The sequence below is a fragment of the Neorhizobium huautlense genome (assembly GCF_002968575.1).
Lineage (GTDB): Bacteria > Pseudomonadota > Alphaproteobacteria > Rhizobiales > Rhizobiaceae > Neorhizobium > Neorhizobium huautlense.
In genome coordinates this window covers 1-23,641 of record NZ_PVBM01000037.1, presented here as the reverse complement: position 1 = coordinate 23,641, position 23,641 = coordinate 1, and the positions used below count along the sequence as shown (strand labels likewise).

General features: G+C 59.3%; 24 protein-coding genes and 1 pseudogene. 10 read left to right on the top strand and 15 right to left on the bottom strand.

Annotation, left to right across the window (positions count from 1 at the left end):
* The first annotated feature begins 1 nt into the window (after position 1).
* The 6 genes from C5L12_RS25395 to C5L12_RS25370 all read left to right on the top strand — a co-directional run bounded on the left by C5L12_RS25395 (position 2) and on the right by C5L12_RS25370 (position 5,371).
* Entirely contained in the window at positions 2-466 is a 465-nt protein-coding gene (locus tag C5L12_RS25395; protein WP_105374835.1) for a (2Fe-2S)-binding protein, read from the top strand.
* A gap of 10 nt (positions 467-476) precedes the next feature.
* A complete protein-coding gene (locus C5L12_RS25390) occupies positions 477-2,798 on the top strand; it encodes a xanthine dehydrogenase family protein molybdopterin-binding subunit (RefSeq protein WP_105374834.1) in 2,322 nt (773 codons plus the stop codon).
* 207 nt (positions 2,799-3,005) lie between these two features.
* Positions 3,006-3,644, top strand: coding sequence for a DedA family protein (locus C5L12_RS25385; protein WP_157949121.1), 639 nt, complete (start codon positions 3,006-3,008; stop codon positions 3,642-3,644).
* Positions 3,645-3,726: 82 nt separating this feature from the next.
* Complete coding sequence (locus tag C5L12_RS25380) at positions 3,727-4,344, top strand: class I SAM-dependent methyltransferase (RefSeq protein WP_105374832.1); 618 nt, start codon at positions 3,727-3,729, stop codon at positions 4,342-4,344.
* A 359-nt stretch (positions 4,345-4,703) separates the two neighbouring features.
* Positions 4,704-4,931 carry a CopG family transcriptional regulator gene (locus C5L12_RS25375; protein ID WP_105374840.1) on the top strand — a complete coding sequence of 76 codons (228 nt, stop codon included), beginning with the start codon at positions 4,704-4,706 and terminating at the stop codon, positions 4,929-4,931.
* Positions 4,928-5,371, top strand: a complete 444-nt coding sequence (locus tag C5L12_RS25370; protein ID WP_105374831.1) for a TA system VapC family ribonuclease toxin — start codon at positions 4,928-4,930, stop codon at positions 5,369-5,371. The genes C5L12_RS25375 and C5L12_RS25370 overlap by 4 nt, the downstream gene beginning before the upstream one ends.
* 266 nt (positions 5,372-5,637) lie before the next feature.
* Here C5L12_RS25370 and C5L12_RS25365 read toward each other — a convergent pair whose 3' ends face one another.
* The 7 genes from C5L12_RS25365 to C5L12_RS25330 form a co-directional block, all read right to left on the bottom strand.
* Entirely contained in the window at positions 5,638-6,282 is a 645-nt protein-coding gene (locus C5L12_RS25365; protein ID WP_105374830.1) for an aminotransferase class I/II-fold pyridoxal phosphate-dependent enzyme, read from the bottom strand.
* A 20-nt stretch (positions 6,283-6,302) separates the two neighbouring features.
* Entirely contained in the window at positions 6,303-6,596 is a 294-nt protein-coding gene (locus C5L12_RS28255) for a hypothetical protein (protein WP_157949120.1), read from the bottom strand.
* A 565-nt stretch (positions 6,597-7,161) separates the two neighbouring features.
* The gene (gene iolG / locus C5L12_RS25350) at positions 7,162-8,154 is read right to left on the bottom strand and encodes an inositol 2-dehydrogenase (RefSeq protein ID WP_105374828.1); all 993 of its coding nucleotides are present in this window, start codon (positions 8,152-8,154) and stop codon (positions 7,162-7,164) included.
* Between the two features lie 42 nt (positions 8,155-8,196).
* Positions 8,197-9,000: a TIM barrel protein gene (locus C5L12_RS25345; RefSeq protein WP_105374827.1), complete on the bottom strand. Its 804-nt coding sequence runs from the start codon at positions 8,998-9,000 to the stop codon at positions 8,197-8,199.
* Between the two features lie 83 nt (positions 9,001-9,083).
* A complete protein-coding gene (locus C5L12_RS25340) occupies positions 9,084-9,872 on the bottom strand; it encodes an ATP-binding cassette domain-containing protein (RefSeq protein WP_105374826.1) in 789 nt (262 codons plus the stop codon).
* 2 nt (positions 9,873-9,874) lie between these two features.
* Entirely contained in the window at positions 9,875-10,996 is a 1,122-nt protein-coding gene (locus C5L12_RS25335) for an ABC transporter permease (RefSeq protein ID WP_105374825.1), read from the bottom strand.
* A gap of 115 nt (positions 10,997-11,111) precedes the next feature.
* Positions 11,112-12,059 carry a sugar ABC transporter substrate-binding protein gene (locus C5L12_RS25330; RefSeq protein ID WP_105374824.1) on the bottom strand — a complete coding sequence of 316 codons (948 nt, stop codon included), beginning with the start codon at positions 12,057-12,059 and terminating at the stop codon, positions 11,112-11,114.
* A 173-nt stretch (positions 12,060-12,232) separates the two neighbouring features.
* Between C5L12_RS25330 and C5L12_RS25325 the strand changes: the two genes are divergently transcribed.
* The 4 genes from C5L12_RS25325 to C5L12_RS28250 all read left to right on the top strand — a co-directional run bounded on the left by C5L12_RS25325 (position 12,233) and on the right by C5L12_RS28250 (position 15,180).
* Positions 12,233-13,228: a LacI family DNA-binding transcriptional regulator gene (locus C5L12_RS25325; protein WP_105374823.1), complete on the top strand. Its 996-nt coding sequence runs from the start codon at positions 12,233-12,235 to the stop codon at positions 13,226-13,228.
* A gap of 263 nt (positions 13,229-13,491) precedes the next feature.
* Positions 13,492-13,968 carry a COG3415 family protein gene (locus C5L12_RS28855; RefSeq protein ID WP_245423023.1) on the top strand — a complete coding sequence of 159 codons (477 nt, stop codon included), beginning with the start codon at positions 13,492-13,494 and terminating at the stop codon, positions 13,966-13,968.
* Positions 13,969-14,062: 94 nt separating this feature from the next.
* Positions 14,063-14,374 (top strand): transposase, encoded by a 312-nt coding sequence (locus C5L12_RS28850; protein ID WP_245423025.1) that lies wholly within the window; start codon positions 14,063-14,065, stop codon positions 14,372-14,374.
* A 554-nt stretch (positions 14,375-14,928) separates the two neighbouring features.
* A complete protein-coding gene (locus C5L12_RS28250; protein WP_132413443.1) occupies positions 14,929-15,180 on the top strand; it encodes a hypothetical protein in 252 nt (83 codons plus the stop codon).
* Between the two features lie 350 nt (positions 15,181-15,530).
* Here C5L12_RS28250 and C5L12_RS25305 read toward each other — a convergent pair.
* From C5L12_RS25305 to C5L12_RS25270, 8 genes and pseudogenes are all read right to left on the bottom strand, one after another.
* Positions 15,531-15,875: pseudogene (locus C5L12_RS25305) on the bottom strand (aldehyde dehydrogenase family protein); the annotation flags it as partial.
* 112 nt (positions 15,876-15,987) lie between these two features.
* A complete protein-coding gene (locus C5L12_RS25300; RefSeq protein ID WP_105374821.1) occupies positions 15,988-17,622 on the bottom strand; it encodes an ABC transporter ATP-binding protein in 1,635 nt (544 codons plus the stop codon).
* Positions 17,619-18,536 (bottom strand): ABC transporter permease, encoded by a 918-nt coding sequence (locus C5L12_RS25295; RefSeq protein WP_105374820.1) that lies wholly within the window; start codon positions 18,534-18,536, stop codon positions 17,619-17,621. Before C5L12_RS25295 ends, C5L12_RS25300 begins: the two co-directional genes overlap by 4 nt.
* A gap of 11 nt (positions 18,537-18,547) precedes the next feature.
* Complete coding sequence (locus C5L12_RS25290) at positions 18,548-19,462, bottom strand: ABC transporter permease (RefSeq protein WP_205839384.1); 915 nt, start codon at positions 19,460-19,462, stop codon at positions 18,548-18,550.
* 77 nt (positions 19,463-19,539) lie between these two features.
* Entirely contained in the window at positions 19,540-21,048 is a 1,509-nt protein-coding gene (locus C5L12_RS25285; protein ID WP_105374818.1) for an ABC transporter substrate-binding protein, read from the bottom strand.
* Between the two features lie 87 nt (positions 21,049-21,135).
* Positions 21,136-22,041 (bottom strand): 5-dehydro-4-deoxyglucarate dehydratase, encoded by a 906-nt coding sequence (kdgD, locus tag C5L12_RS25280; protein ID WP_105374817.1) that lies wholly within the window; start codon positions 22,039-22,041, stop codon positions 21,136-21,138.
* 69 nt (positions 22,042-22,110) lie between these two features.
* Positions 22,111-22,857: a FadR/GntR family transcriptional regulator gene (locus C5L12_RS25275; RefSeq protein ID WP_105374816.1), complete on the bottom strand. Its 747-nt coding sequence runs from the start codon at positions 22,855-22,857 to the stop codon at positions 22,111-22,113.
* A 482-nt stretch (positions 22,858-23,339) separates the two neighbouring features.
* Positions 23,340-23,641: helix-turn-helix domain-containing protein (locus C5L12_RS25270; RefSeq protein WP_157949119.1), on the bottom strand; the 302-nt coding region annotated here is incomplete at its 5' end.

Genomic DNA, 23,641 nt, shown 5'->3' with positions numbered 1-23,641 from the left:
AATGGTTTCTCTCATCGTCAATGGATCGCGGATGGACATCGAGACGGATGTCGACAAACCCCTCCTCTGGGTGCTTCGTGAGAACCTTGGATTGCTCGGCCCCAAATATGGTTGTGGCATTGCCCAGTGTGGGGCCTGCCGCGTCCTCATCAACGGGGAAGCCACCCCCTCCTGCGTGACACCGGTCGGCTCCGTTGCGGGCGCCTCCGTGGTGACCGTGGAGGGGCTGAGTCAGCCGAACGGCACTCTGTCGGCCGTGCAGCAGGCCTGGATCGATGAGCAGGTGCCGCAATGCGGTTTTTGCCAACCCGGGTTCGTCATCGCTACGACGGCGCTATTGAAGGCGACCCCGCGGCCGACCGACGCCGAGATCGATGAGGCAATCACCAATATCTGCCGATGCGGTACCTATCCGCGCATCCGCCGCGCGATCCATCGCGCCGCCGCCCTGCTGGCCGAGCGCTGAGGAGACCGTCATGCCTCGTTTTCTCTCCCGTCGCGGTTTCCTGCTCACCGGCGCAGCCCTTGGCGGCACCGTCCTTGTCGCCGCTGTCGGCGGTGTCGGCTATCTCGCCAGCGTCGATGTCGATGGGCTGGATGGCCATCTGGATGGCGAGCGAGCCGTGCTCAACGCCTTCGTGGTCATTCATCCGGACAACCGGGTGGTCGTCAATGTGCCGAAAACCGAGATGGGCCAGGGCATCCATACAGGACTTGCCATGGTGGTGGCGGAGGAACTGGACATCCCATTCGACGACCGCATCAGCGTAGTTTTCCCGACGGAGGCGCATCCAGCCTATTCGACCTGGTTCAACGTCCTTCAGATCCGTCCGGAGGAAGCGTCGGGACCCGCTGTCTGGGTGGGTCGCCGCGTGCTGGGGCAACTGGGCTTCATCGCCACCGGCGCGTCAGGCTCGACCATGGGTATGTGGCACCCAATGCGCGTCGCCGGAGCGTCGGCCCGCCACATGCTGTTGGCGGCGGCGGCGGCTCGACTGAATGTGCCGGCCATGGAGCTTGCCACCGGCGACGGGTTTGTCCGTCACGCGGCTTCCGGCCGGCGCCTGTCCTATGGCGAGCTTGCTCACGAGGCCGCCCTGTTGCCGCCACCCGATCATCCCGCACTAAAACCCACCTCCGAATGGCGGATCATCGGCCGGTCGCAGCCTCGGGTCGATATACCTGCCAAGATTCGCGGCGAACCTGTCTTTGGCATGGACGTCACCCTGCCCCACATGATCTACGCCGCCATTCGCCATGCGCCCGTCTTTGGCGCGCAGGTGGCTCGCATTGCAAACGAGGCCGCGGTGCGTTCCCAGCCTGGCATCACGGACGTGACGGTCATCGATGGGCGGAAGGTGGCAGTGGTCGCCGGTTCCTGGTGGCAGGCCGAGCAGGCCGCGCGTCTCCTCGAAATCGATTGGACCTCAACCGATGCGGACAGTGTCAGCAGCGCCGAGATGTCCGCGCGACTTCGGTCCGCGTTCGAAAGCACGACCCCATACGAGCATATCAACGACGGTAACGCGGCTTCCGTGATCGCCGACGCCGTCACTTCGGCGGTGATAGAAGCCGACTACACCGTGCCATTCCTTCCCCATGCCTGCATGGAACCCATCAATGCGACGGTACTCGTCCGTGACGACGGGACCGCAGAGGCATGGGTCTCGTCGCAATCGCCGATGGCCGTCCGGCGGGGCGCTGCCCGAGGCGCCGGGCTGGCGGGCGTCGAACCGATTTCGGTGACCTGCAACATCACGATGAATGGCGGCGCCTTCGGCCGGCGCAGTGATCAGGATGTGGTGACCGAGGCGGCCTTCCTCGCGGCGCGGCACCGCGGCCGGCCGGTCAAGCTGATCTGGTCGCGCGAGGAGGACATCGGCCGCGGTCTTTTTCGTAGCCACGCCGCCGCGCGGCTGCGCGCCGCCCTCGGGCCGGACGGCCTGCCGGTTGCATATGATGCGCTGGTCGCGGCGCAATCGATTACCCAGGGGATCGCGAGCCGCAACCTACCCTTCACGCCCGGCCCGGACGGGGATCGTCTGTCGGTCGAGGGGCTGGACAAGCTGCACTACCCCATTCCGAACCGGCGGGTGCGCAGTCAGCATGTGCCCAGCCATATGCCGATTCACTTCTGGCGGTCGAACGGCTTCTCGTTCAACACCTTCTTCACGGAGAGCTTCATCGACGAATGCGCCCAGCGCGCGGGAGCAGACCCGCTTACCTATCGTCGGGCGCTCCTGCGCGACAAGCCCCGGCATCTTGCGGTGATGAACCGTGTGGCTGAGATGGCCGGGTGGGGCACTGCCCTGCGACCGGGCCAGGGCCGCGGCATCGCCATCGAGGAGTGCTATCGCAGCGTTGTGGCGCAGGTGGCGGAGGTGACGGTGGCCGCGAACGGCGAAGTCCGGGTGAACCGCATCGTCTGCGCAATCGACGCTGGCCTGGTGATCAACCCGGACGCCGTCGTCGCGCAGATGGAGGGCGGCATCAGTTTTGGACTGACCACGGCGCTGATAAGCGCAATCACGCTCGATGCCGGCGCGGTGGTGGAATCCAACTTCCACGATTTCCCAATGCAGCGCATCGCCGACGCACCCGAGATAGAGGTCTCAATCATGGAAAGCACGGAGCCGCCCTCTGGCGTGGGCGAGCCGGGCGTGGTGCCGGTCGCAGGCGCGATCGCCAATGCCATCCATGCAGCCACGGGCCGACGGATACGTTCGCTGCCGCTGGCCGTCACCGAGACCATCGGCGAACGCCGAACACGGACCGTCTTGCCTCCCGTCGCAACGTGAGGCGTGTGTACTCGTCTCGGATCAGGGATGCCCCTGCCCTGCGATCCGACGAGAGCCGTCACTGATAATGTCGACCTGCGGGCGGCCTCTGGAACCACCGGTGGCGCGTCGCGAAAACCGGGCGCCTCCGGTGGCTCATCTCGCCTGAGAGAGCATTCTCCACATCCGGCTAACACTGCCCAGCCATCGATCAAAGAGGAATCGCTTATGGATTTTGACCCGGTAGCAGCAATCATGGCGTGGATAGGCGCCTATGGGCTTGTTGGTCTTTTCGCCATTGCACTGGCCGAGCGCTTCGTGCCCGTCATCCCATCCTACGGGCTGCTGCTGGCGATCGGCATCGGCGCAGCGGATGAGGCCTGGCCGCTGCTGGCAGGCTTTCTTGCAACTGTCGCTGGCAGCATGTTCGGCTGTGCGGCCTTATTCTATTCTTTCCGGCTGCTGGGCACCGTAAGATCCGCCCGACTTCTGAACAGAGCTTGCCGTATCTTCGGGATGTCGGCAGATCGCGTCGAGCACCGGACCGCCTCGTTCCGCCGGAACCAGACCACGCTTGCCTTCGCGCTCCAGCTTGTGCCGACCGTCCGGCTGTTCGCTCCCGCCTTCGCTGCCCTTTTTCGTGGAAACTCCAGCGGCTTTATGGTCGCCTCGGCGGCCGGCGTCGCGGTCTGGAATGGCCTGTTCATCGGCCTCGGTTATTACGCTTCGCACTCGATTGAGACAGGGAACATAACGGTCCTTGCTTTGGCAGCCCTGGGCGGCCTGCTGCTTGCGGAGGCAATCCTGGTCTGGCTTGCGCGACGGGTTCGCAGCCGTAGACCGGGCGCGGCGCTATGCGAAACCTGATCACGCCTGACAGCGGCCCGCCATCGAACCATGCCGGGAACCAAAAACATCTTCGAGGTCATTTCCAATGAAACAACAGCGTATGGCCGAGACGTTCGGCTTCTTCCGGGCTTGGTTCAGGAATCCTTTGCGGGTCGCCGCCGTCGCGCCCTCGGGACAGGCGCTGGCCAGCCTTATCACCTCCGAAATCTCGCGCGACACCGGGCCGGTGATCGAGCTCGGCCCCGGCACGGGTGCATTTACACGCAACCTCCTCGCCCGTGGTGTCCGAGAGGAAGACCTCGCGCTGATCGAGTTCGAGGCCGAGTTCGCCGCCGCGCTCCATTTCCATTACCCGGGAGCACGTACGCTTTGGATGGATGCCGCTCGCCTGCGTACGGTTGAACTCTTCGAAGGAAGGCCCGCTGGCGCCGTGGTCAGCGGGCTACCAGTGTTGTCGATGCCGCCGCGTAAGGTGATTGCGATCCTGACCGGTGCATTTAACAAGTTGAAGCCGGACGCCGCCTTCTATCAATTCACCTACGGCCCGCGTTGTCCGGTTCCGCTGAGATTACTGAATCATCTCGGGCTCGAGGCGGAAAGGATCGGCGGCACGCTCGCCAATCTTCCTCCGGCAGCGGTTTACCGAATCAGACGCAGGCACCCCAACCCCCTCTACCTTGACCGCTTGTCATCGCGGCAGCACGAGCTCGCCGGGTAGACCTGGATAAGCGCGATCCGAGGTCTGACTGGTCGGAGCGTGGCTTCGCCGCGCCACTACCGGCGCGACGACGTCTACGTCATCACCGCCGGCGCCTGTCAAATTTGGAGCCTCATTGGCTAAACGCGCAGGCTGGGCTTGTCGGCAACATCCGGGCGTGACGAAGTTTTAGATGCGGCGGAGACGAAACCAGCGGCATTTACGGAGATGTCGGCTGGTTTCCGGCCGTCGCGGCAATATTCCCGGTTACCAGGTTTTCCCGGTGAACAATTTGGCGCAATAGTGTGTCCTGTTCACCTTGAGAAGGCCGACCGCCTGCTTTATATGATGTGTGATGATTGATGCGCGATGAGGCAGATATGAGAACGACCTTGACCATCGACGACGATGTCCTGATCGCCGCAAAAGCGATGGCAACCCAGCAGCACCGGAGCGTCGGCGAGGTCATTTCTGAGCTGGCGAGACGTTCTCTGCGCCGACCGCCCCGCAGCGGTCAACGCAATGGCATTCCTCTCCTGTCAGTTCGGCCAGATGCGCCGCCAGTGACGCTCGACATCGTGAACGCCTTGCGTGACGAACTGCCGTGACTTTCCTGCTCGACGTCAATGTTCTGATTGCCTTAATTGATCCGGGCCATGTAGCTCATGATGATGCGCACGAGTGGTTCACTGCGATGGGTCAGGTCGCGTGGGCTACCTGCCCGATTACCGAAAATGGTGTCATCCGGATTGTCGGCAACCCCAAATATCCTAACTCTCCTGGTTCACCGGCACTCGTGACGGAGATCGTCCGCAAGTTGCGCTCTCTCCCCGGCCACAGTTTTTGGCCGGACGATGTGAGCCTTGTTGGATCAGGTGATATCGCTCCCACAAAGATTCTAACACCGGGACAGGTAACTGATACCTACTTGCTTGCGCTAGCCAAGGCGCGTGGTGGCCAGCTGGCGACATTCGATCGCAAGCTGTCAGCGGCAGCGGTTACAAGGGGCAATTCTGCCTTGCACCTGATCACCACGAGTAGATCGTGAGTTCCCGTCGAGGTCTTGATGGGTATCGAGCCGCAGCTTCCGTCCTCTGCCCTCCCCGTCACCGACATTCGTAATAGAAGTCATGGCGGCTCAATCCGCCCGCGCCTCGCAGGCGCTTGTTTAGGTAGCCAGGTCAAGAAGACATAGTCCCTCTTTTGGATCGAACTTTCGCCCTCGCGAAACGCAACAGCGAGATTCTTTACCAAGTTAAGGGCAGCTGTCGGCGAATTCCTTCCCTTTGAACACCTCCGAAAGTACCCGCGTCCCTATATCCGCCTCCTCCTCGGAAAGCCCGGAAACCCAAGCAGCAGCCGTGACCGTTTCGTCGAAACTACATTCATCCTCGATAGCGGTATCACAACGACACCCTTTTTCAGCGCCACAGCGCAGACATCTGTAACATCGTCCCAGCTGCCCGTGCTCCTGACCGTTAGGTTGATGCCCTGATCCGGCAGCAGCACCGCCACATGGTCCGCCAGCCGCTCGGCCAGAAACCCGGCCATCATATCGCGCGAGGCCCTGAGTCTTTCCCTCAGGCGCCGTAGATGCACCGGAAAATAGCCCTCTTCCAGAAAATTGGCTATCACACGTTGCCGAGAGCTCGGCGGGGAGCGGTCGACGGCGGGCCGCACGGCGCAAAAGGCCGGCACGAGATCGGCGCGGGCCACAGGATAGCCGATGCGAAGGCTCGGTAGCAGCGCCTTGCTGAAGGTGCCAGTGTAGAGGACGCGGCCCGCCTGATCTAGGCCATGCAGCGAGGCGATCGGGTGGGCCTGGTTGCGGAATTGGCTGTCGTAGCCGTCCTCGATGATCCAGCGTACACCGAGCGAGACGACGAGATGGACGCTAATCGCGATCCGCAGTGACCTCTCGCCCTGAATATCGCCATAATCTTCGAAGGCATAGTTCATGTGCCTGACAGCAATACAGTTCAGGAACCGCGCCGTGCGCTCGTTATGGCGATGCGCCCGGTGACGAATGGCAGCGCCTTCTGCGGCTCGAGGCTTGGCCCGCGTGTAAGGATAACGGTGGCCGCAGCCCAGACGCCGCGGCGGGTCGCTTGTGCACTACATGCACCCGATGAACGATGCGCGCTGCTCCCTCGGGAATGGACGACGCGATATAGATGCCGGAACCGTGGCAGGCGGCCGCGAAGCCCTCCCGCAAACGCCTGGTGCTCATTGATGCGGAAACTGGTCACTACCTCGGCAACGAGGTTGGGCATTTGGTCAGTAACCTGGAGGCTTCCGGTTACAAGCCATTCCAGATCGACGCCATCGCGTATCTGGGCCGAAGCGACATTGGCCCACGCGATCCGATAACACCGTTGAGAACTGTGAAATCACGATTTCTAGAGGCTTCCAGATTTGACTATCGGGATCTACTGGTATGCTCCAGGATATAATTGCCGCAGAGTTTCTTTAACCTGCGGTATGATCCAATCCCCAGATGGTAAGCAAGCCGCACAACTGTCGTTTGCGACACGCCGCATTTTTTAGCGACCGCAGCGGCGCTTTGGAAAGCTATCAGCTCAGGCTGTTCAAACATCCGCACGGCCACCTTCTCCAACTGACCGGGAAGCACGACGTGCCCCTTAGTAATAAGATGCTTACAATCTTCAAGGGTTAGCGATTGTCGATCTCCTATCGGAAATATGTCTGGCATCGAAAGCTCCATGATCCGACGAGTGTATATCCGGCAGCCCAGGCGCGGGCATCGCATTGCAGGGAATAGGTGCGGCAATGGGTCCGTCCGAATTGCACGCGAACCGGACTCCATCCTCGCGATGTTCAATCGACCGTCACAGGCCTACGGGTTTGCCAGCTCAAAGTCGCCGCTTCCGCCAATTTCTGGGCCTGCAGACCATCAAGACCGCTCGGTCTGGGTGACCGATCGCCCCTGTCGATCGCTTCAATGAAGGCATTGATCTCATGGGCGTAGGCCTGCGCGTATCGTTCAAGGAAGAAATACTGGACCGGATCGCCACTGATGCCGCTCGCGTTGGACAGCTCCACGCTCGTTGCCTGAATGTTTTTTGCCGCCAGCATGCCTGTGGCGCCATGGACTTCGATGCGCTGGTCGTAGCCGTATGTCGCGCGACGCGAATTGGTAATGACCGCAATGCGCCCGGAGGCCGTCTGCATCTGCACCGCGGCGGTATCCACGTCGCCCTCGGCTCCGATCGCCTTGTCGACGAGAGACGATCCGAGCGCGTTTACGACGACGAACTCCTCGCCCATCAGGAAGCGGGCCATGTCGAAATCATGGATCATCATGTCCCGGAAGAGGCCGCCTGAAGACTTCACATATTCGGGCGGCGGCGGCGCGGGATCCCTGCTGGTGATCGTCACGATCTCGATCTCACCGATATCGCCGCGGCGCAGGCGCGCTTCGACATTCGCAAAATTCGGGTCGAACCGGCGATTGAAGCCGATCATCAGTGTCGAATTGTTCCTCTCGACCACATCGAGGCAGGCATTGATGCGCTCGACCGACAGGGAGACCGGCTTCTCGCAAAGGATCGCCTTGCCGGCTCTGGAGGCTGCCTCGATCAGATCGGCGTGGCTCGGCGTCGGCGTCGCGATTAGGACCGCATCGACATTCGCTGAGCTGATGACGTCCTCCGCGCCGAGGACCTCGGCGCCCGTCTGCGCGGCCAACGCATCTGCCGAGTCCTTGAAGGCATCCGCCACATAGGCAAGCTTTGCCTTCGGGTTGGCCGCAATAGTCGCTGCATGAACTTTGCCTATGCGGCCGGCGCCGATCACTCCAAACCTGATCATCGATTTTTCTCCATTAAGTATAAGTGTTGATTGCCAGGCCGTTCAGACGGTGAAGGCTTCGCGAAAGCGATCAAGCGCCGTCTCTTCGTCGCCGGAGGCCCAGGCCTCCATGCCCACCGGGCCGGAATAGCCCATGGCGTCCAACGCCTTGGCGATGCCGTTCCAATTGACCTCGCCCGTACCTGGCTCGTAGCGGCCGGGTACATCGGCCACCTGGATTTCGCCGATCCACAGTAGGCATTTCTGGCAAAGCTCTATAAGGTTTCCCTCGCCAATCTGGGCGTGGTAGAGGTCAAGATTGAGACGGAGCCTCGGATGATTGACGCTTGAGACCAGCGCCAGCGTGTCTTCTGCCCGTCCGAAGGGAACGCCCGGATGATCGACCGGCAGGTTGAGGTTCTCGAGCGTGAATGTGACGCCCTCCTCTTCCGCCATGTCGGCAACGCGGCAGAGGGTGTCGCGCGCCTTCAACCACATCGCGCCCGTGACGACTTCGATCGGCTGAGCGGGCAGCCCCCCATCTCCCAAGCCCGTACCATGGAGGTTGAGCCGCTGGACGCCGAGCCGTTTGCCAACCTGCGCGGTCTCACGCGCCGTCCTGAGAAGCTCGGCGGCACCCTCGTCATCGGTCAGGCGGCCAGTGAGATAGCCGTTCATGATCGTGAAGGTCGCGCCGGTCGCTTCCAACCTGTTGAGATCGTGCTCCGGCCAATTCCAAAGACCAACGCCAAAACCCATTTCGTTCAGGCGCGAAGCACGCCATTCAATCGGCTTGTCGCGCCAAAGCATCTCCGCGCAGGCGGCAAGCGGGAAAGAGGTTGCAGCATTTCGTGTCCGATCGTTCATGGTCGCATTCCATCGTTTTTGCGTAAAGGAAGGGCGGCCGCCTCAAGACGGTGACTGAGGACCGCTCATGATGCATCAGACGGCTAAATCGTTCCGCCGAGCCCCTCGGAAAGTTGCTGCAGTTCCTTGCCGCCGGCCATGAGGTTCTGCAGCTCATCCATGGTGATATCCGACTTGGCATAAGTGCCGAGCGTCTGGCCGCGATTGAGGATGGTAAAACGGTCGGCGACCGCATAGGCGTGGCGGACGTTGTGGGTGATGAAGATGACACCTAGCCCTTTCTGGCGAACCTGGTGGATGTATTTCAGGACCATCGAAGTCTGCGCCACGCCGAGCGCCGAGGTTGGCTCGTCGAGAATGAGAACCTTTGCGCCGAAATAAACGGCCCGGGCGATCGCAACGCACTGACGCTCGCCGCCCGAAAGCGTGCCCACTGCCTGGTTAGGATCACGAACATCGATGCCGATCTTGTGCATTTCTTCGCGCGTGACCTCATTGCAGTGTTTGAAGTCGACGTGGCGAAATGGGATAAAACCCTTGAGTGGCTCCCGGCCCATGAAGAAATTACGAGTAATCGACATCAGCGGGATCATCGCGAGATCCTGATAGACAGTGGCGATCCCTGCATCCAATGCAGCACGCGGGCTCGTAAAATTGACAGGCTCGCCTTCCACCAGAAACTGGCCGCTGCTCGGGCGCACGACGCCTGACAGCGTCTTGATCAGCGTGGACTTGCCCGCGCCATTATCGCCGAGCAGGCAAAGCACCTCGCCTGCTGACACATGCATCGACACACCGTTCAGCGCAATCACCGACCCATAGTGTTTGACAATGTCCGTTACCTGGATAATGGGGCCCTTCGTATTAGCCATGATCAGCGTTCCCCCGTAACTTTGCGGCGGATGAAATTGTTGAAGAGAACGGCCAGGAGCAGCATCGAGCCGAGGAATACCTGAAACCAATCGGAGTCGAACTTCGTGTAGGTGAGGCCGATGGACACCGAACCGAAGATGATCGCGCCGAAGAAGGCGCCAATAGCAGAGCCATAGCCGCCCGTCAGGAGACACCCGCCGATAACGGCGGCGATGATCGCCTCGAATTCCTTCTGGAAACCGCGCCGCGCATCCGTTGAGCCGGCATCGAGGACGGTGATGATGGCGACGAGAGCGGCCGCGCATGCCGTCAATGCGAACAGGCCGGTTTTGACGCGGTGAACCGGAACCCCGGAATTTCTCGCCGCATTGGGATCGCCGCCGGCGGCAAAGATCCAGTTGCCCATGCGGGTACGCAAGAGGACCCAGGTTGCAAGCAAGGCAAGCGCTGCGAACCATAGCACAGACACCGGGATCCCCGAGACCTTCGGCATGCCGTTCGGAAACTTGTCGATTAGATCCTGATCCGCAAGCCAGACAAAGGCATCCTTCAGCGCATCGCCGGAGAAGATGGCGAGCGAAGCGCTGTCTTTGACGTGCTCGCCGATGCCACGAAGCTGGGTGGAGCCGCCGGTTGCCCACTTCAGACCGACGAGCGTCAGACCCCGGAGAATGAAGAGGAAGGCCAAGGTGACGATGAAGGATGGAAGGCGCGTATGGATGACGATCTGGCCGTTGATCGCACCCATAAACGCGGCAAAAAGCATCGTTAGGACGATGGCGACGGCGAGCTGCTGCCCGAAGTTCGTCAGGAGGACGCCGAAGACCAGCCCTGCAAAGGCAACCATTGAGCCGATCGAGAGATCGAATTCGCCTCCGATCATCAGCAGTGCCGCCGCGATTGCGAGAATTCCCAATTGCGACGCCGGCGCCATGATGGTCATCAGACCGGCAAGCGAGAACATCGTCGGATCTGCCGTGAGAAAGAAGAAGACCAAGACCAGAATAAGACCTGCCACGGCCCCAAGCTCGGGTCTGCGCATCAATTGCGTCAGAAGGCTAACCGGTTTGATGCGCTCATCGACTTTCTGGGCGGCCGTCGTTTTCTGCTCGAGCAAAGCCATAGTTCCTCCCACAGTAATTGGATAGCGATGGCGCTAAACTGCAGCGCCCCTGTCAGCCCAAACCTCCTCCCCCATGGAGGAGGAGGTTTGGGGAGGATGCCTTTCGGCAATCTCGTTAGCGGATGCCCTTGGCGGAAAGATCGACCACTTGGGCGGCCTTATCCTTGGTGATCAGATTGGGGCCTGACGGGACGTTGCCACCGGGGATGAGCCCGTACTTGGCATAATTGGCCAGGAATACGACCGGCAAATAGCCCTGGAGGAACTGCTGCTGATCGATCGCGAACGCCGCCTTGCCGTCAGCTACTGCCTTCAGGAAGTCGGCAGAAAGATCGAAGGTTGCCACCCTGACCTTGCCCGCCATACCGACATCCTCGACGGCTGCCAAAGCCGGCTCGCCCGCTGTGCTGGCACCAAGCCCCATAACCGTGTCGACGGCGGAGTTGGAACTGAGCGCCGCCTTGACTTTCGCTCGCACATCGGCCGGATCGTTGCTGACCGGCAGCACCGTAACCTTGCCGCCGAAACCATCTGCAAAGCCCTTGCAGCGGAGATCCAGCGAAACATTTCCGACTTCCTGGTTCACGCACAGGCCTTCCTTGCCGCCGAGCTCCTGCAGCTTGGCGCCAGCAGCCTTGCCAGCCGTGTATTCGTCCTGTCCGACGTGCAAAAGCGCTCCCAACTCTTTTGAAACGTCGGAGCCGGAGTTAATAGAAATCACCGGAATACCGGCCGCGGCGGCTTTCTTGATAGACGGCCCGAGCGCGGAAGCATCGGGGATGGAGACAATGAGGCCATCTGGCTTCTGATTGATGGCGGCATCGATTAGCTGGCTCATCGACACCATATCGAAAGTTTCCGGCGCGCGGTAATCGACGTCGGCGCCCAGGTCTTTAGCCGCAGAGCTGACGCCGTTCTTTACGACCGACCAGAAAGGATCATTGGCCTGTCCGTGGGTGACCGCCACGATGCGCACGTCAGCAGCATTGGCAACTGTAGAAGCGCCGACGACTGCCGCGGCAAATGCGACGCCGGCCAACAGCGATTTCACACCAAATTTCATATTTCCCTCCCGAAATAGTCCGCACAATGCGGACCTCCTAATGCTACCGGTAGCAACTCCACTTGCACCCGGTAGCACCACCGCCAAATTTACTTTATTGTCGCGAGGAATCAAGTATCCATTCCATTTTATTTTTTTGTGAAATATTAATTCCATAGGAGGAGGAGGCGATCATGCGCAAACGAGCAACGGCTAAAGAGGTGGCGGAAGCTGCCGGCGTGTCAAAGTGGACGGTCATCCGCGCGTTTACGCCAGGCGCTTCCATTACGGACGCCAGCCGTCAAAAAGTGCTGCGCGCCGCCGAAGATCTGAATTACTCCCCCAATCTGCTGGCCCGCAGCCTCGCGACGAACACCACGCATCAAGTCGCCGTCTTCGTCGACGACTTTGCCAATCCTCACAAGCTCCCGGTGCTAGAGATGCTAACGGAGCGTCTGCAGGCAGAAGGTCTGTTGACTGTCTTGATCAATATCAATCGGCACTTCGATCACATTCACGCTCTAATTAACGCCGACCAGCGGCAGTTCGATGCCGTAATATTGTTTGGCACAGCCTTTCGCGAAGAAACATTGACCGATCGGCGGCTCGGCCCTGGCCTGCCGGCCATGTTCGTTCTGGCGCGAGACAGTCAGATCGCCGGTGTTCCCGCCATCGGCTGCAATACGGAGCGAGCCATTTGTGAAGTGGTTGATTACTTGGCGGAGAAAGGATATCGCCGCCCGGGCTTTATGACCGGCGTAAAGACTCTTTCGACCGCGCTCGGTCGGCGGCATCACTATGTGAACCTCTGGAAGCAGAAGGGCGTCGAAGGGATCGTTGAACTGTCTGCGTCGCGTTATAGCGCGGAGGCCGGCGGCGAGGCGGCCCGCGCTTATCTAAATAATACGCCGTCCTCGTCGCGAGTCGATGTGCTGATGTGCGAAAACGACATTCTGGCGCTTGGTGCAATGGATGTGGCCCGAAGCGAGTTTAGCCTTCGCGTTCCTGAAGATCTGGCGATTGTCGGTTTCGACAATATCGAGCCTGCCGCTGCTCCCGCTTATGATCTGACCTCTTATGAACAACCCATGAGTGAGATGGTCGACATGATAGTGGCAATGATCACTGGAAGACGCGCGGCAGAAACAGTTTCGTTGCACGGGCGTCTCGTACCAAGGCTTTCAGCCTAGCCACCGACCTGGATGTGATCTTTGATGCCGAGCCTTATGGGGAACGTCCTATTGCGCGGCCATCGCCAGAAAATAGGTTCGCTTCGAGCCGGCACCTACGGATTCCTCGCCTCTTGATCGTCGCGTATAACGGTAGTCCCATTGACAGCACGGAGTGCACCGCAGCGACGAACGGGGCCGGGTTTAGAGCGTGGGATTTGAACATTGAATCTTTGGATCCCCCATAGGATGTGATCGTGATTCACTTGGCCAGGAGGTGCTCCATGGCCAAGTCATATTCATCGGATCTTCCTTCGCGTGTCGTCGCCTATGTCGAGGCGGGTTATACCCGTCGGGCAGCGGCCCGTCGTTTTGGTGTCAGCGACAGCTTCGCGGTGAAGCTGCTGCAGCGTGTTGCCGAACACGGTACGCTGTCCCCCGGTCGGCAGGGTCGTCCCCGTGGCGGACGGCTTGCCGCGTTCGAAGACTTCCTGGTCGGCACGGTAGAAAGGCAGTCCGACATCACCATGCCTGAACTGGCGGTGCGGCTTCTTGAAGAACACACGATGAAGGCCGACCCGGCAGTACTTTCCCGGTTTCTATGCCGGTGTGGTATAAAAAAGCGCTGCTGGCGTCGCAATGCGAACGCGCTGACGTCGCCAAAGCCCGGCACAGATGGCGGCAGTCCCGCCAGCCCCGCATGCGCAATCAGCCCGGCCGCCTGGTCTTTATCGACGAAACCTCGGTCACCACAAAGATGACACGTCTGCGTGGACGAAGCCGCAAGGGAGAACGTCTTAAAGTGCATGCTCCTTTCGGTCATTGGGGCACGCTGACCTTCATCGCAGCACTGCGATGCGACGGGCTGACCGCTCCCTAGATCATCGACAAAGCCATGAACCGAGCAGCCTTCGATATTTATGTAGAGACCAGCTTGCACCGACCCTGCAAAAGGGCGACATCGTCATCCTCAACAATCTTGCCGTTCACAAGAGCGCAAAGGCGGCGCAATGCCTCAGAAACAAGGGTGCATGGTTTCTCTTCCTGCCCCCATACAGCCCCGACCTCAACCCCATCGAAATGGCATTCGCAAAGCTTAAGGCACATCTGAAAAAAGCAAAAGCCAGAACCTTCGACGCCCTGTGGCGAGCTGTCGGCGACATCTGACCCTAGCGCGTGCATTGGCGCAAGCTCTCGATCTCGGCCGAGCGCCAACCCTCTAACAGCACATTGTCCCGTCGGGCATGGGCAACGCCCTCATGGACAATTTTGGAACGGTGATTAGGCGCGAGCAGCCACTATCGATGCATCGGGGATCCCGTCAATCCTCAATCCTCGCACTGGCCCCAAAATGCAGGACGCCATTCACTGCGCTCGCCCGCCTGCAAGCGCAAATTTACCTGTGTGCCAATGCATGGGGGGCGTGTGCAACGGATCCTTCAGCTAAGGCAGTGAAAATGTCATCACACGCCCAGAGAGCGACGGTCGTCAATGACCTTGCCGTCGTTGGGAAGTTCATCGGCCGTTCGATGACGACTGCGCCGCGAATCCTGCATTCGGCTCGGATGGCGTTCGCCAGAATGTTCGCAAGACCATTGGCCTCGCCCGAATATTCAACATGCAGTGTCCGCTGGTCATGCCCTTCGTCTTCCGTAACCACTAGCCGTGCCCTGCCAATTGTATCATGCGATTTGATGATACGGGCTACCTGCGACGGATGAATGAACATCCCGCGGATCTTCGTCGTCTGGTCGGCACGCCCCATCCAGCCTCTCAAGCGCAGTGAGGTACGCCCACAAGGAGACGGTCCGGGCATTTCCGCCGAAAGGTCGCCGGTTGCAAAACGGATCAACGGATGTCGGGTTGAAAGTCGTGACAAGCACCTCACCCACCTCGCCCGGCGCCACCGGATCACCTGTGCCTGGACCGACGATCTCCACAAGCACATGTTCGTCCGTGACCATGCCATCTGAAGCGCCAGCGGTTTCGTAAGCGGTCAGGCCGAGCTCCGCCGTGCCGTAACACTGACGTGCTTCGATGCCCCGGACCGCATACCTCCCTAAGGTTCGGGAGGAAGGGACCTCCGGTAACCAGTGCCCGACGCAAGGTGGCGGCATTCTGGTCAGCCGCGTCCATGCGCTCAAGAATGATTTGCAGGAAGTCCGACGTACCGCAGCATCGCCCGATAGTACTTAAGGCGCGGGCATGCTCGCCGCAGGTGCTCGTGTAGCTCCGCCTTGAGAGCAGGATCGAGCGAGAAGCCGGGCGACCACTGACGCCAGAGGCGGTCGATGAAGGCTAGATCGCGGGCGGTGGCGATCCAGCCGCTTCCCGGCAGGACCTCACCGGCAAAGAAATCAAAGATCTGCGCAGCGTGGATGGTTTCGCCGATCGCTTCGGCAGCGTCTTGCTCTCTTCCCGCGCGAGCAGTTTTCCGAGCTCCTCCTTGCGGGCAAGGATCTCGTCGGCGGTCTTCTTCAGGATCGAATGGCGCTCTAGAATGCCCAAAGGGGGACGATGCCGGGAAAGCGACCTTTGCGGCCGCGATGGCGGACTTGGCATTCTCGGCACGGGCATAAACGCCGACCACATCATGGGTGTTGGACGGGTTGAGGTTCTCAACGCCTTCCGTACCGACCCATTCGCCGGCAATCAGGTTCTGATGGATGGTTACAGGGGTTTCCTTTCCTCGGCAGCTCGTTCATCGCCGTGAGCGGGCCGTTCGACGCTGACCGCATATGTGCGACGCCCGCTACCGCCGACCCCATTCGAACGGCCATCTATCGTGCCCATTTCGGCCTTGGCACCGAGTTTAGAAGCGACATCGTGTAGGGGTGGCTGGGGCTGTTGAAGAGCATTTCCGTGTTGCTGTCTTCTACGACCTTGCCTTGCTGCATCACCATTATCCGGTCAGCAAACTCCCGTACGATCGGCAAGTCATGCGTGATGAAAACGTAAGACAGTCCCAGCCGACTTCGCAGATCGGCTAAAAGACCGATGACCTGCATCTGGATCGATACGTCGAGCGCTGATACGGCCTCATCGCACACGATCAGTTCCGGTTCGCTGGCGAGCGCGCGTGCAATCGCGATGCGTTGCCGCTGACCGCCGGAAAACTGGTGGGGATGGCGGTCGGCGTGTTCGCCCTTTAAGCCAACGAGCTCCAGAAGTTCCACGACCCTGTCGTTCCACCGTGCTTTAGGCAGAATGTCGCGATGAATTGCCCAAGGCTCCGAAATGATCGAGCGCACGTTCATCCGCGGGTTCATCGATCCGAAGGGATCCTGAAACACCATTTGCACGCGTCGGCGGAAGCCGTTCAGCGCCCTGCCCTCTAACGCAAAGATATCTTCGCCTGCAAACAGCGCTCTGCCTGATGTCGGCTCGTCCAGTCTGAGCAGCATGCGGGCAATACTCGACTTGCCTGAGCCGGACTCGCCAACGATACCGACCGTTTCGCCGCGATGGACAGTGAAGCTGACATCGTCCACGGCCCTGAATTCCCGCTTCGGCGAGAAAGAGCCGGCGCCGAGAACGTAGTGCTTGCTCAAGTTCTCAACCTTCAGCAAAATTTCGCCCTGGACCTCCGCGGACGGAGTTGGCTCAGTCGTCGGACTGCGGTGAGGCAGAGCTGTCATCAGTCGGCGGGTATAGGCATGGACAGGGTTGGTGAAGACATCCTGCGCCTTCCCGCTCTCAACCACCTTGCCACCGTTCATGACAATGATGCGGTCGGCCATGGCAGCGGCGACCTCAAGGTCGTGCGTGATCATGATGAGTGCCATGCCGGTTTCGCGCTGCAGGTCGCCGAGCAGCTCCAGGATCTGAGATTGTACACTGACATCAAGCGCCGTGGTGGGCTCATCGGCGATGAGAATGTCCGGTTTCAGCGCGATCGCCATGGCTATCATGACTCGCTGGCGCTGTCCGCCGGAGAATTGATGCGGATAATAATCTATCCGCCTTCCCGCGTCAGGTATGCCGACACGTTCGAGCAGCTTGGCGACTCTCTCGCGTACGTCGCCGACATCGCTATCACTATGGGCTTCGAACACCTCTGCGATCTGTCGCCCGACGGTATAAACAGGATTAAGGTAAGCCAGCGGGTCCTGGAAGATCATCGCGATACGGCGCCCGTTCAACGCACGCCGGCTTTCTTCATCGAGTTCCGTCAGGTCGATGCCATCGAACAGCAGCGCACCAGAAACAATATCACCCGGCGGGCAATCGATGAGTCCCATTACAGTTCCGGTGCTCACACTCTTACCCGATCCGCTTTCGCCGAGGATTACCAGAGTCTCGCCGGGGCAGACGTTAAAGGATACGTTGTCGACCGCACGAGCCGGATCCCCCTCCGAGAGGAAGTCAACGGTCAGGTTCTCGATCGTGAGGATGGCTTTGTCCGACGCGGTCATCGAGAGGCCTTTCGTAGCGATTGCAGGCGCCAGCGCTGAAGCGGATCCGCAACGGTCCGCGCCCAACTGGCGAGAATATTCAGGGAAAGCGTCGTCAGCAAAATTGCCAAGCCTGGCCAAAAAGCGATCCACCAAGCCGAGGCGAGATAACCACGTCCGTTGGCCACCATTGCACCCCACGTGAAATCCGGCGGTTGAATGCCAAGGCCAAGGAAGCTGAGCGAGGATTCAGCCAGGATCACGGTTGCGAAATCGATCGCTGCGATCGTTCCAAGCGTTGGCAGCACGAGTGGTGCGATGTGCCGGAACAGGATGCGGCCGGAACTAGCCCCCATTGAGCGGGCCGCGCTGACGAACATACGCTCGCGCAATTCCAAAACTTCAGCGCGTGCGGTTCTGATGAAGATCGGCATGCGGGTGATCGCCAGAACGATCACAAGGTTAATGATGCTGGGACCGAGCGTGTAAAGCACTATCAGCGCCAGAAGTAGCGACGGAAAACTCATGATCACGTCGGCAAGGCGCAGGATGAGATGGCTGTACCAGCGCTCGGAGTACCCGGCGATCAAGCCGAGCATACCGCCTGTCGCCATGGAGAAGAAGACGGCTGCTGCGGCAATGCCGAGCGTGTTTTGTGCGCCAACAATCAGCCGGGCCAGTATTGGGCGCCCAAGCGTATCGGCGCCTAGGACGTAAAGGAAACCTTGCTCCAGTGAAAAGGGTGCCAGGTTGCGCTGCCTCAGCCCAAGCTTTCCAGCAAGGTCACCGACTAATAGCGGCCCAAAAAGAACGCAGACAAGCAGCACGATGAGAAAAAGCGCCGCGCAAAGCGCCAGCTTGTCACGCGCCAGGTAGATCGCCAGTTGCCGCAGATTTCCGGGTGACCTCACGGATGGTAAAGTGATGTCGGCCATTGTCGCCTCCCTCAATACCGAATGCGCGGATCGAGCATGACATACAGCAAATCGATCGCGATGTTGACGATGAAGATGGCGATGGCGGTGACGAGTATTGTCGATTGGACGACCGCGAAATCTCTCTGGATAATCGAATCGATCATCAGCTTGCCGATGCCCGGCCACCCGAAAATCGTTTCAACAACAACGGCACCATTGATCAATCCCGTCGCCAGATCGCCCGCGACTGTGATCACCGGAAGTAGCGAATTTCTCAGGGCGTGACCGAAGATTATCTTGTGGCGCTTCATGCCCTTCGCATGGGCAGTCTTGATGTAGGGCGAGGCAAGCGCTGAGATCATCGTTCCGCGGACCACCTGCACCAGAAGGCCGAAGGGACGCAGCATCAGCACTGCGATTGGCATAATCCAGTGCCAACCGGTTCCAGTGCCAGAGGTTGGCAGAACTCCAAGCCCAACCGCGAGGACGAGAATACCGACGATCGCGATCCAGAAGTCAGGCGTGCTGGCGCCGGCGAGCGACACAAGCCCGGCGACACGGTCAAATATGCTGCGGGGCCGCGCGGCGGCCAAAGCGCCGACGGTGATCGCAAGTGTCGTTGCCAATGCCATTGCGACAAAAGCGAGCTTCAACGTGGCCGGAAACGCTTCGAGCGCCACATCAATGGCGGACCGGTTCCGACGTAGCGATTGACCAAAATCCAATGACAGCAGGTTCTGCAGGTATTGCAGAAATTGAACATAAATAGGCTGGTCCAACCCATTTAACCTCGCAAACGCTTCTCTCGCCTCGAGGCTGGAATCGAGCGGCAGATAGAGGGCTGAGGGGTCACCTGTCAGACGAGTTAGGAAGAAGACGAGTGTCAGCAGACCGACCAGCGATATTATGCTGTGATACGCCCGCCGTCCGATGTAGCCGAGCATCATTCGGAACCTCTGGTTTCACTTGGGGTTCAGGCGAGCGCAGAAGACCTCTTCAGCGCTCGCCAAATCTATAGCGCTCAGCTCTTGAGGCCGATATTTGCGAGTGGAATCTCGCTATTGGTGGTGATATCCGGCTTCCAGTCCAACCGCGTCCCAACACGGGTGTAGCCGATCATGTGGAACATCGGAATGTCCAGAGCCAGCTCGTCATGCACCTTGTTGAAGATCGCTTTGAAACCGTTGGTGCGATCCTCTCCGGTAGCAGCCATGGCCTCGGCGATTTCCTTATCCAGCGCGGGGTCGCTGATCGTCGAATAGCTGCCTTCCGAGGTGTAGAAGATCGGGATGGTGAAAGCTGCGTCGCCCTTGTTGTTGTCGTGCATCATCTGCAGCAGGTTCGGGCCACGACCCTCAGGAAAGGGCTTCTGCAGATAACGGAGCCAGTCGTTCACATCCAGCATCGTCAGCTTCACATTCAAGCCGACATCCTGCCACATGGCCATCATGGCCTCCATGGCTTCCGTCCCGTTCGGATAGATGCCGTTGCGACCGATCAGTTCGATCTCAGTCTCGACCGGAACGCCGGCTGCCTTCGCCTCGGCAATCAGCGCGCGCGCCTGCTCGGCATCAAACGTCCATGGTGCAAGTTTATCGTCATGGCCGTTTATACCGACGACAACCATTTGCGATGCGCGCTTGGTATCGTCGCCAAAGAGCTGCGCAAGTCCTTCCCAGTCGATCGCAAGATTGAGCGCCTTGCGAATACGAACGTCGTCCAGTGGTGCAAACCCAGCATCGATGCGCAGTGCTGTCGTTTCCGAGTTGAGATAAGCAAAATCGGTTTCAGGATTGGTTGCGTCTTGGATCGCAATGGACGGCGTCAGGTCGGCCTCTCCGGTTTCGACCATGGCGGCGCGGATTGATGATTCTGGGCGCCAGACATAGGTGGCTTTTGTGATATCGGGCTTCTTGCCCCAGTAGCCGTCAAACCCTTCCAAGACGACCGTCTGCGGCGTGAAGTTCGCAAGCTTGAACGGGCCCGTGCCGACCGGATCGTTGACCGCTTTATCTGCCGGCGTGTTCGGAGACACCACCATGACCACGCTGAGCAGTGTCGGCAAGATCGGCTGCGGCGTATCCGACTTGATCTCGACGGTCAGGTCATCGACAGCCTCAACGGTGAGTTTCGCGGCGCCGAACTTGGCAATATTGCTGCAGTTCACCTTGCCACCGGTCATGCGCTCGATCGAGAATTTGACCGCCTCGGCGTTGAATGCCGCACCATCTTGAAACTTCACGCCGTCACGCAGTTTCAACTGCCAGGTGTTCGGATCTGTCTGCGTCCACTCAGTGGCAAGGCCAGGTGTTGCCTGGCCGCTCTTGGGATCGATAACCGTCAGCGGTTCGACGACGTTGCGGCTCAGAATCTGGCCGACATTGGTGATAATAGTACCACAGGGCTCAAGGTTCGCCGGCTGTTCCGGCAATACGATATTGATTTCAGACATGTTTTGCGCCGTGGCATGGCTGGCGAAACCCGCCACCACCATGGCGCTAGCGATGATACGAAAAGAATTGATAGTCATCTGCACTCCTCCCAAAAGTGAACCAATGAAATTTTAATCGTGGTCATGGACGGGTGCCGTCCTTGTGACACCCGTCGCATCTTCTCGTCAGATCCGAACTCCGTTGATCAGGTCTTGCAGCATTTCCCGTTCCTCACCCGTCAGATCGACGAGCGGCGGACGAACCGGACCTGGCGTATAGCCAACCAGATCGACCCCCGCCTTGATAATGGAGACCGGATAGCCCGCCTTTCGGTCGCGAAGCGCCGCAAAGGGAAAGAAGAATGTGTGAAGAATATCTTCCATCGCCGGACGATCGCCGGCACGCATCGCGCGATAAAACCGCTGGGCCAGTTCGGGCACGAAGTTAAATACGGCTGAGGAATAGGTGGTGACGCCGACGCCGTTGAAACCCTCGGCGAAAAGTTCGTGTGTCGGCATACCACCGATGTAGGTGAGCCGGTCGCCCAGCTTGGCAGTCACATGCCGCACGAGATCCACCCTACCGGTGCCATCCTTAAAGCCAATCAGATTAGGGCAAGCATCCGCCAAGCGCGCGACCGTATCTGCGTTGGCTACGGAATTTGCACGATTGTAAAGGATTACTCCGAGGTCTGTTGAATCGCAGACGGCTTTAACGTGAGCGTAAATCCCGTCCTGCGGCGCCTCCGTTAGATAATGCGGCAGCAGAAGGATCCCATCTGCACCAGCCTTCTCTGCAACCGCTGCGGTCTCAAATGCAAGAGACGCTCCATACCCACATCCCGCGATGATCGGCACGTTGCCGGACACGTCCTTAGCGGCCCTCGTCACCTCACCAACTTCGGTTGGCGAAAGGGAAAAGAACTCGCCTGTTCCGCCAGCAGCAAAAAGAGCGGCCGCCTCGTAGCCGGACAGCCATTCGACGTGACGTCGATAGCTATCAAGATTAAGCTTGTAGTCTGGGGTGAAGTGCGTGACTGGGAAGGACAGAAGCCCAGAACCTACACGCGATTTGATTTCTTCAGGGGACAACGAACTTTCTCCCACGCTGCGAGCTTTGCGATGGGAAAAGTCATATGACGACTTTTGAGATGAGTCAATCTAACTCATCTTTTTTTGGGAGCTCCCCCATGACGTCAATGAGCGATAACGCTTAATGCCTGTCACCAGATGCAGTCGCATCGCCTCTCGTGCCCGGTCGGGATCTCGCGCGAGGATAGCCTCTGCGATGCCTCGATGCTCTTCGAGTATCGGGGCATCCCTATTGGGCAGAGGGTCAACGCCGCCCATGACGGTCCGGAACTTCACACGTGGAATCATGCGTCTGCCCACATGCTCAAGGAACGTTCTGAAACGGGCGTTATTTGTCGCCGCTGCAATCGCCATGTGAAACTGGAAGTCGGCCTCATCCGTCGGCTTCCCATCTGCAACGAGACTTGAAAACCGCTCTACTTGAGTTTGGATTTCAGCCTCCTGAGCCGGTGAGCTTCGCATTGCCGCAAGGCCTGCCGCCTCTACCTCTATCCCGATGCGCAGCTCCAACTCCTCGATGATATCAGAGATCTTGTCGGTCTCCCCTGTAAACAGACGAAGACCTGTATCGGACTGCCGCTGGCCTACAACAAATACGCCCGAGCCCTGCCGTGATTCGACAAGATTGTCGGCTCTTAGAGCAGCGATGGCCTCCCGGACAACAGTCCGGCTTACCCCGAACTTTTCTGTTAACGCAGGTTCGGTAGGCAGCTTGTCTCCGGTCGCGTAGTAGCCTGCCTCGATCTGGGCCCTGAGTGCGTCTTCGACCCCCGCAGATAAAGATCTGCGACCACCTGAGCGTTTTGGTTCAGCCATGCCCCACCCTTCATTGATCTCAATTCATCACATATTCATAGCACGTCTGGTGATGTTTTGCGATCACCACGAGCAGCTGTTTATGCAGCCCGTTTCACCGCAAGTTCTATCGTTTAAGGCGGAGGTGTCTGCGTGACCGGAGTCTCATTACCCATGAGATGAAATTTTGGGGCCCCAGGTGGCACCACCTCGGAAGCGCCCCGGTGCGACCTACTCACAATGGTGAATTTTGGCGCAGATCATGTCCTAGAAGCGAAGTTGATTGCTGAAATCAGCATCACATCGTCTTGAAGGGATACGAACTGTCGACTTGCCATTTCTTCGAATGCGAACCCGTAGAAAAACGCGCAAGATCAAGCACCCGGCACATTTGGAATGTCCGGATGGGGGCCGGAAGCGAACTGGCCGCTACTGTACTCTTAGGCCCACTGACGGAAATTTCTTGCAGGATGAGTTAAGCTGAGCTTTGCGTCTAACATGGTTCACTTGCTCGTATGGGTCTCGCGGAAAAGTCGCGGCGTCACGCCGAAGCGTCTTTGGAAGACCCGCGTGAAGCGTGCGACCGGCACAAGCCCCACCCGTCTTGCGATTTCCTTCAACGGAAGTTTTTGGGCGAGCAAGATACGCGCCGCATCCAGCCGTACGGTCTCGATATATTGTGCCGGCGTCTCGCCTATCGCGGCGACAAACCGTCTGTGAAACGTCCTCTCCGAGAGGCCAACCTTGGCCGCAAGCCTCGGCACATCCAGCGCGGCATCGAGATTGGCCTGTGCCCACACCAGAA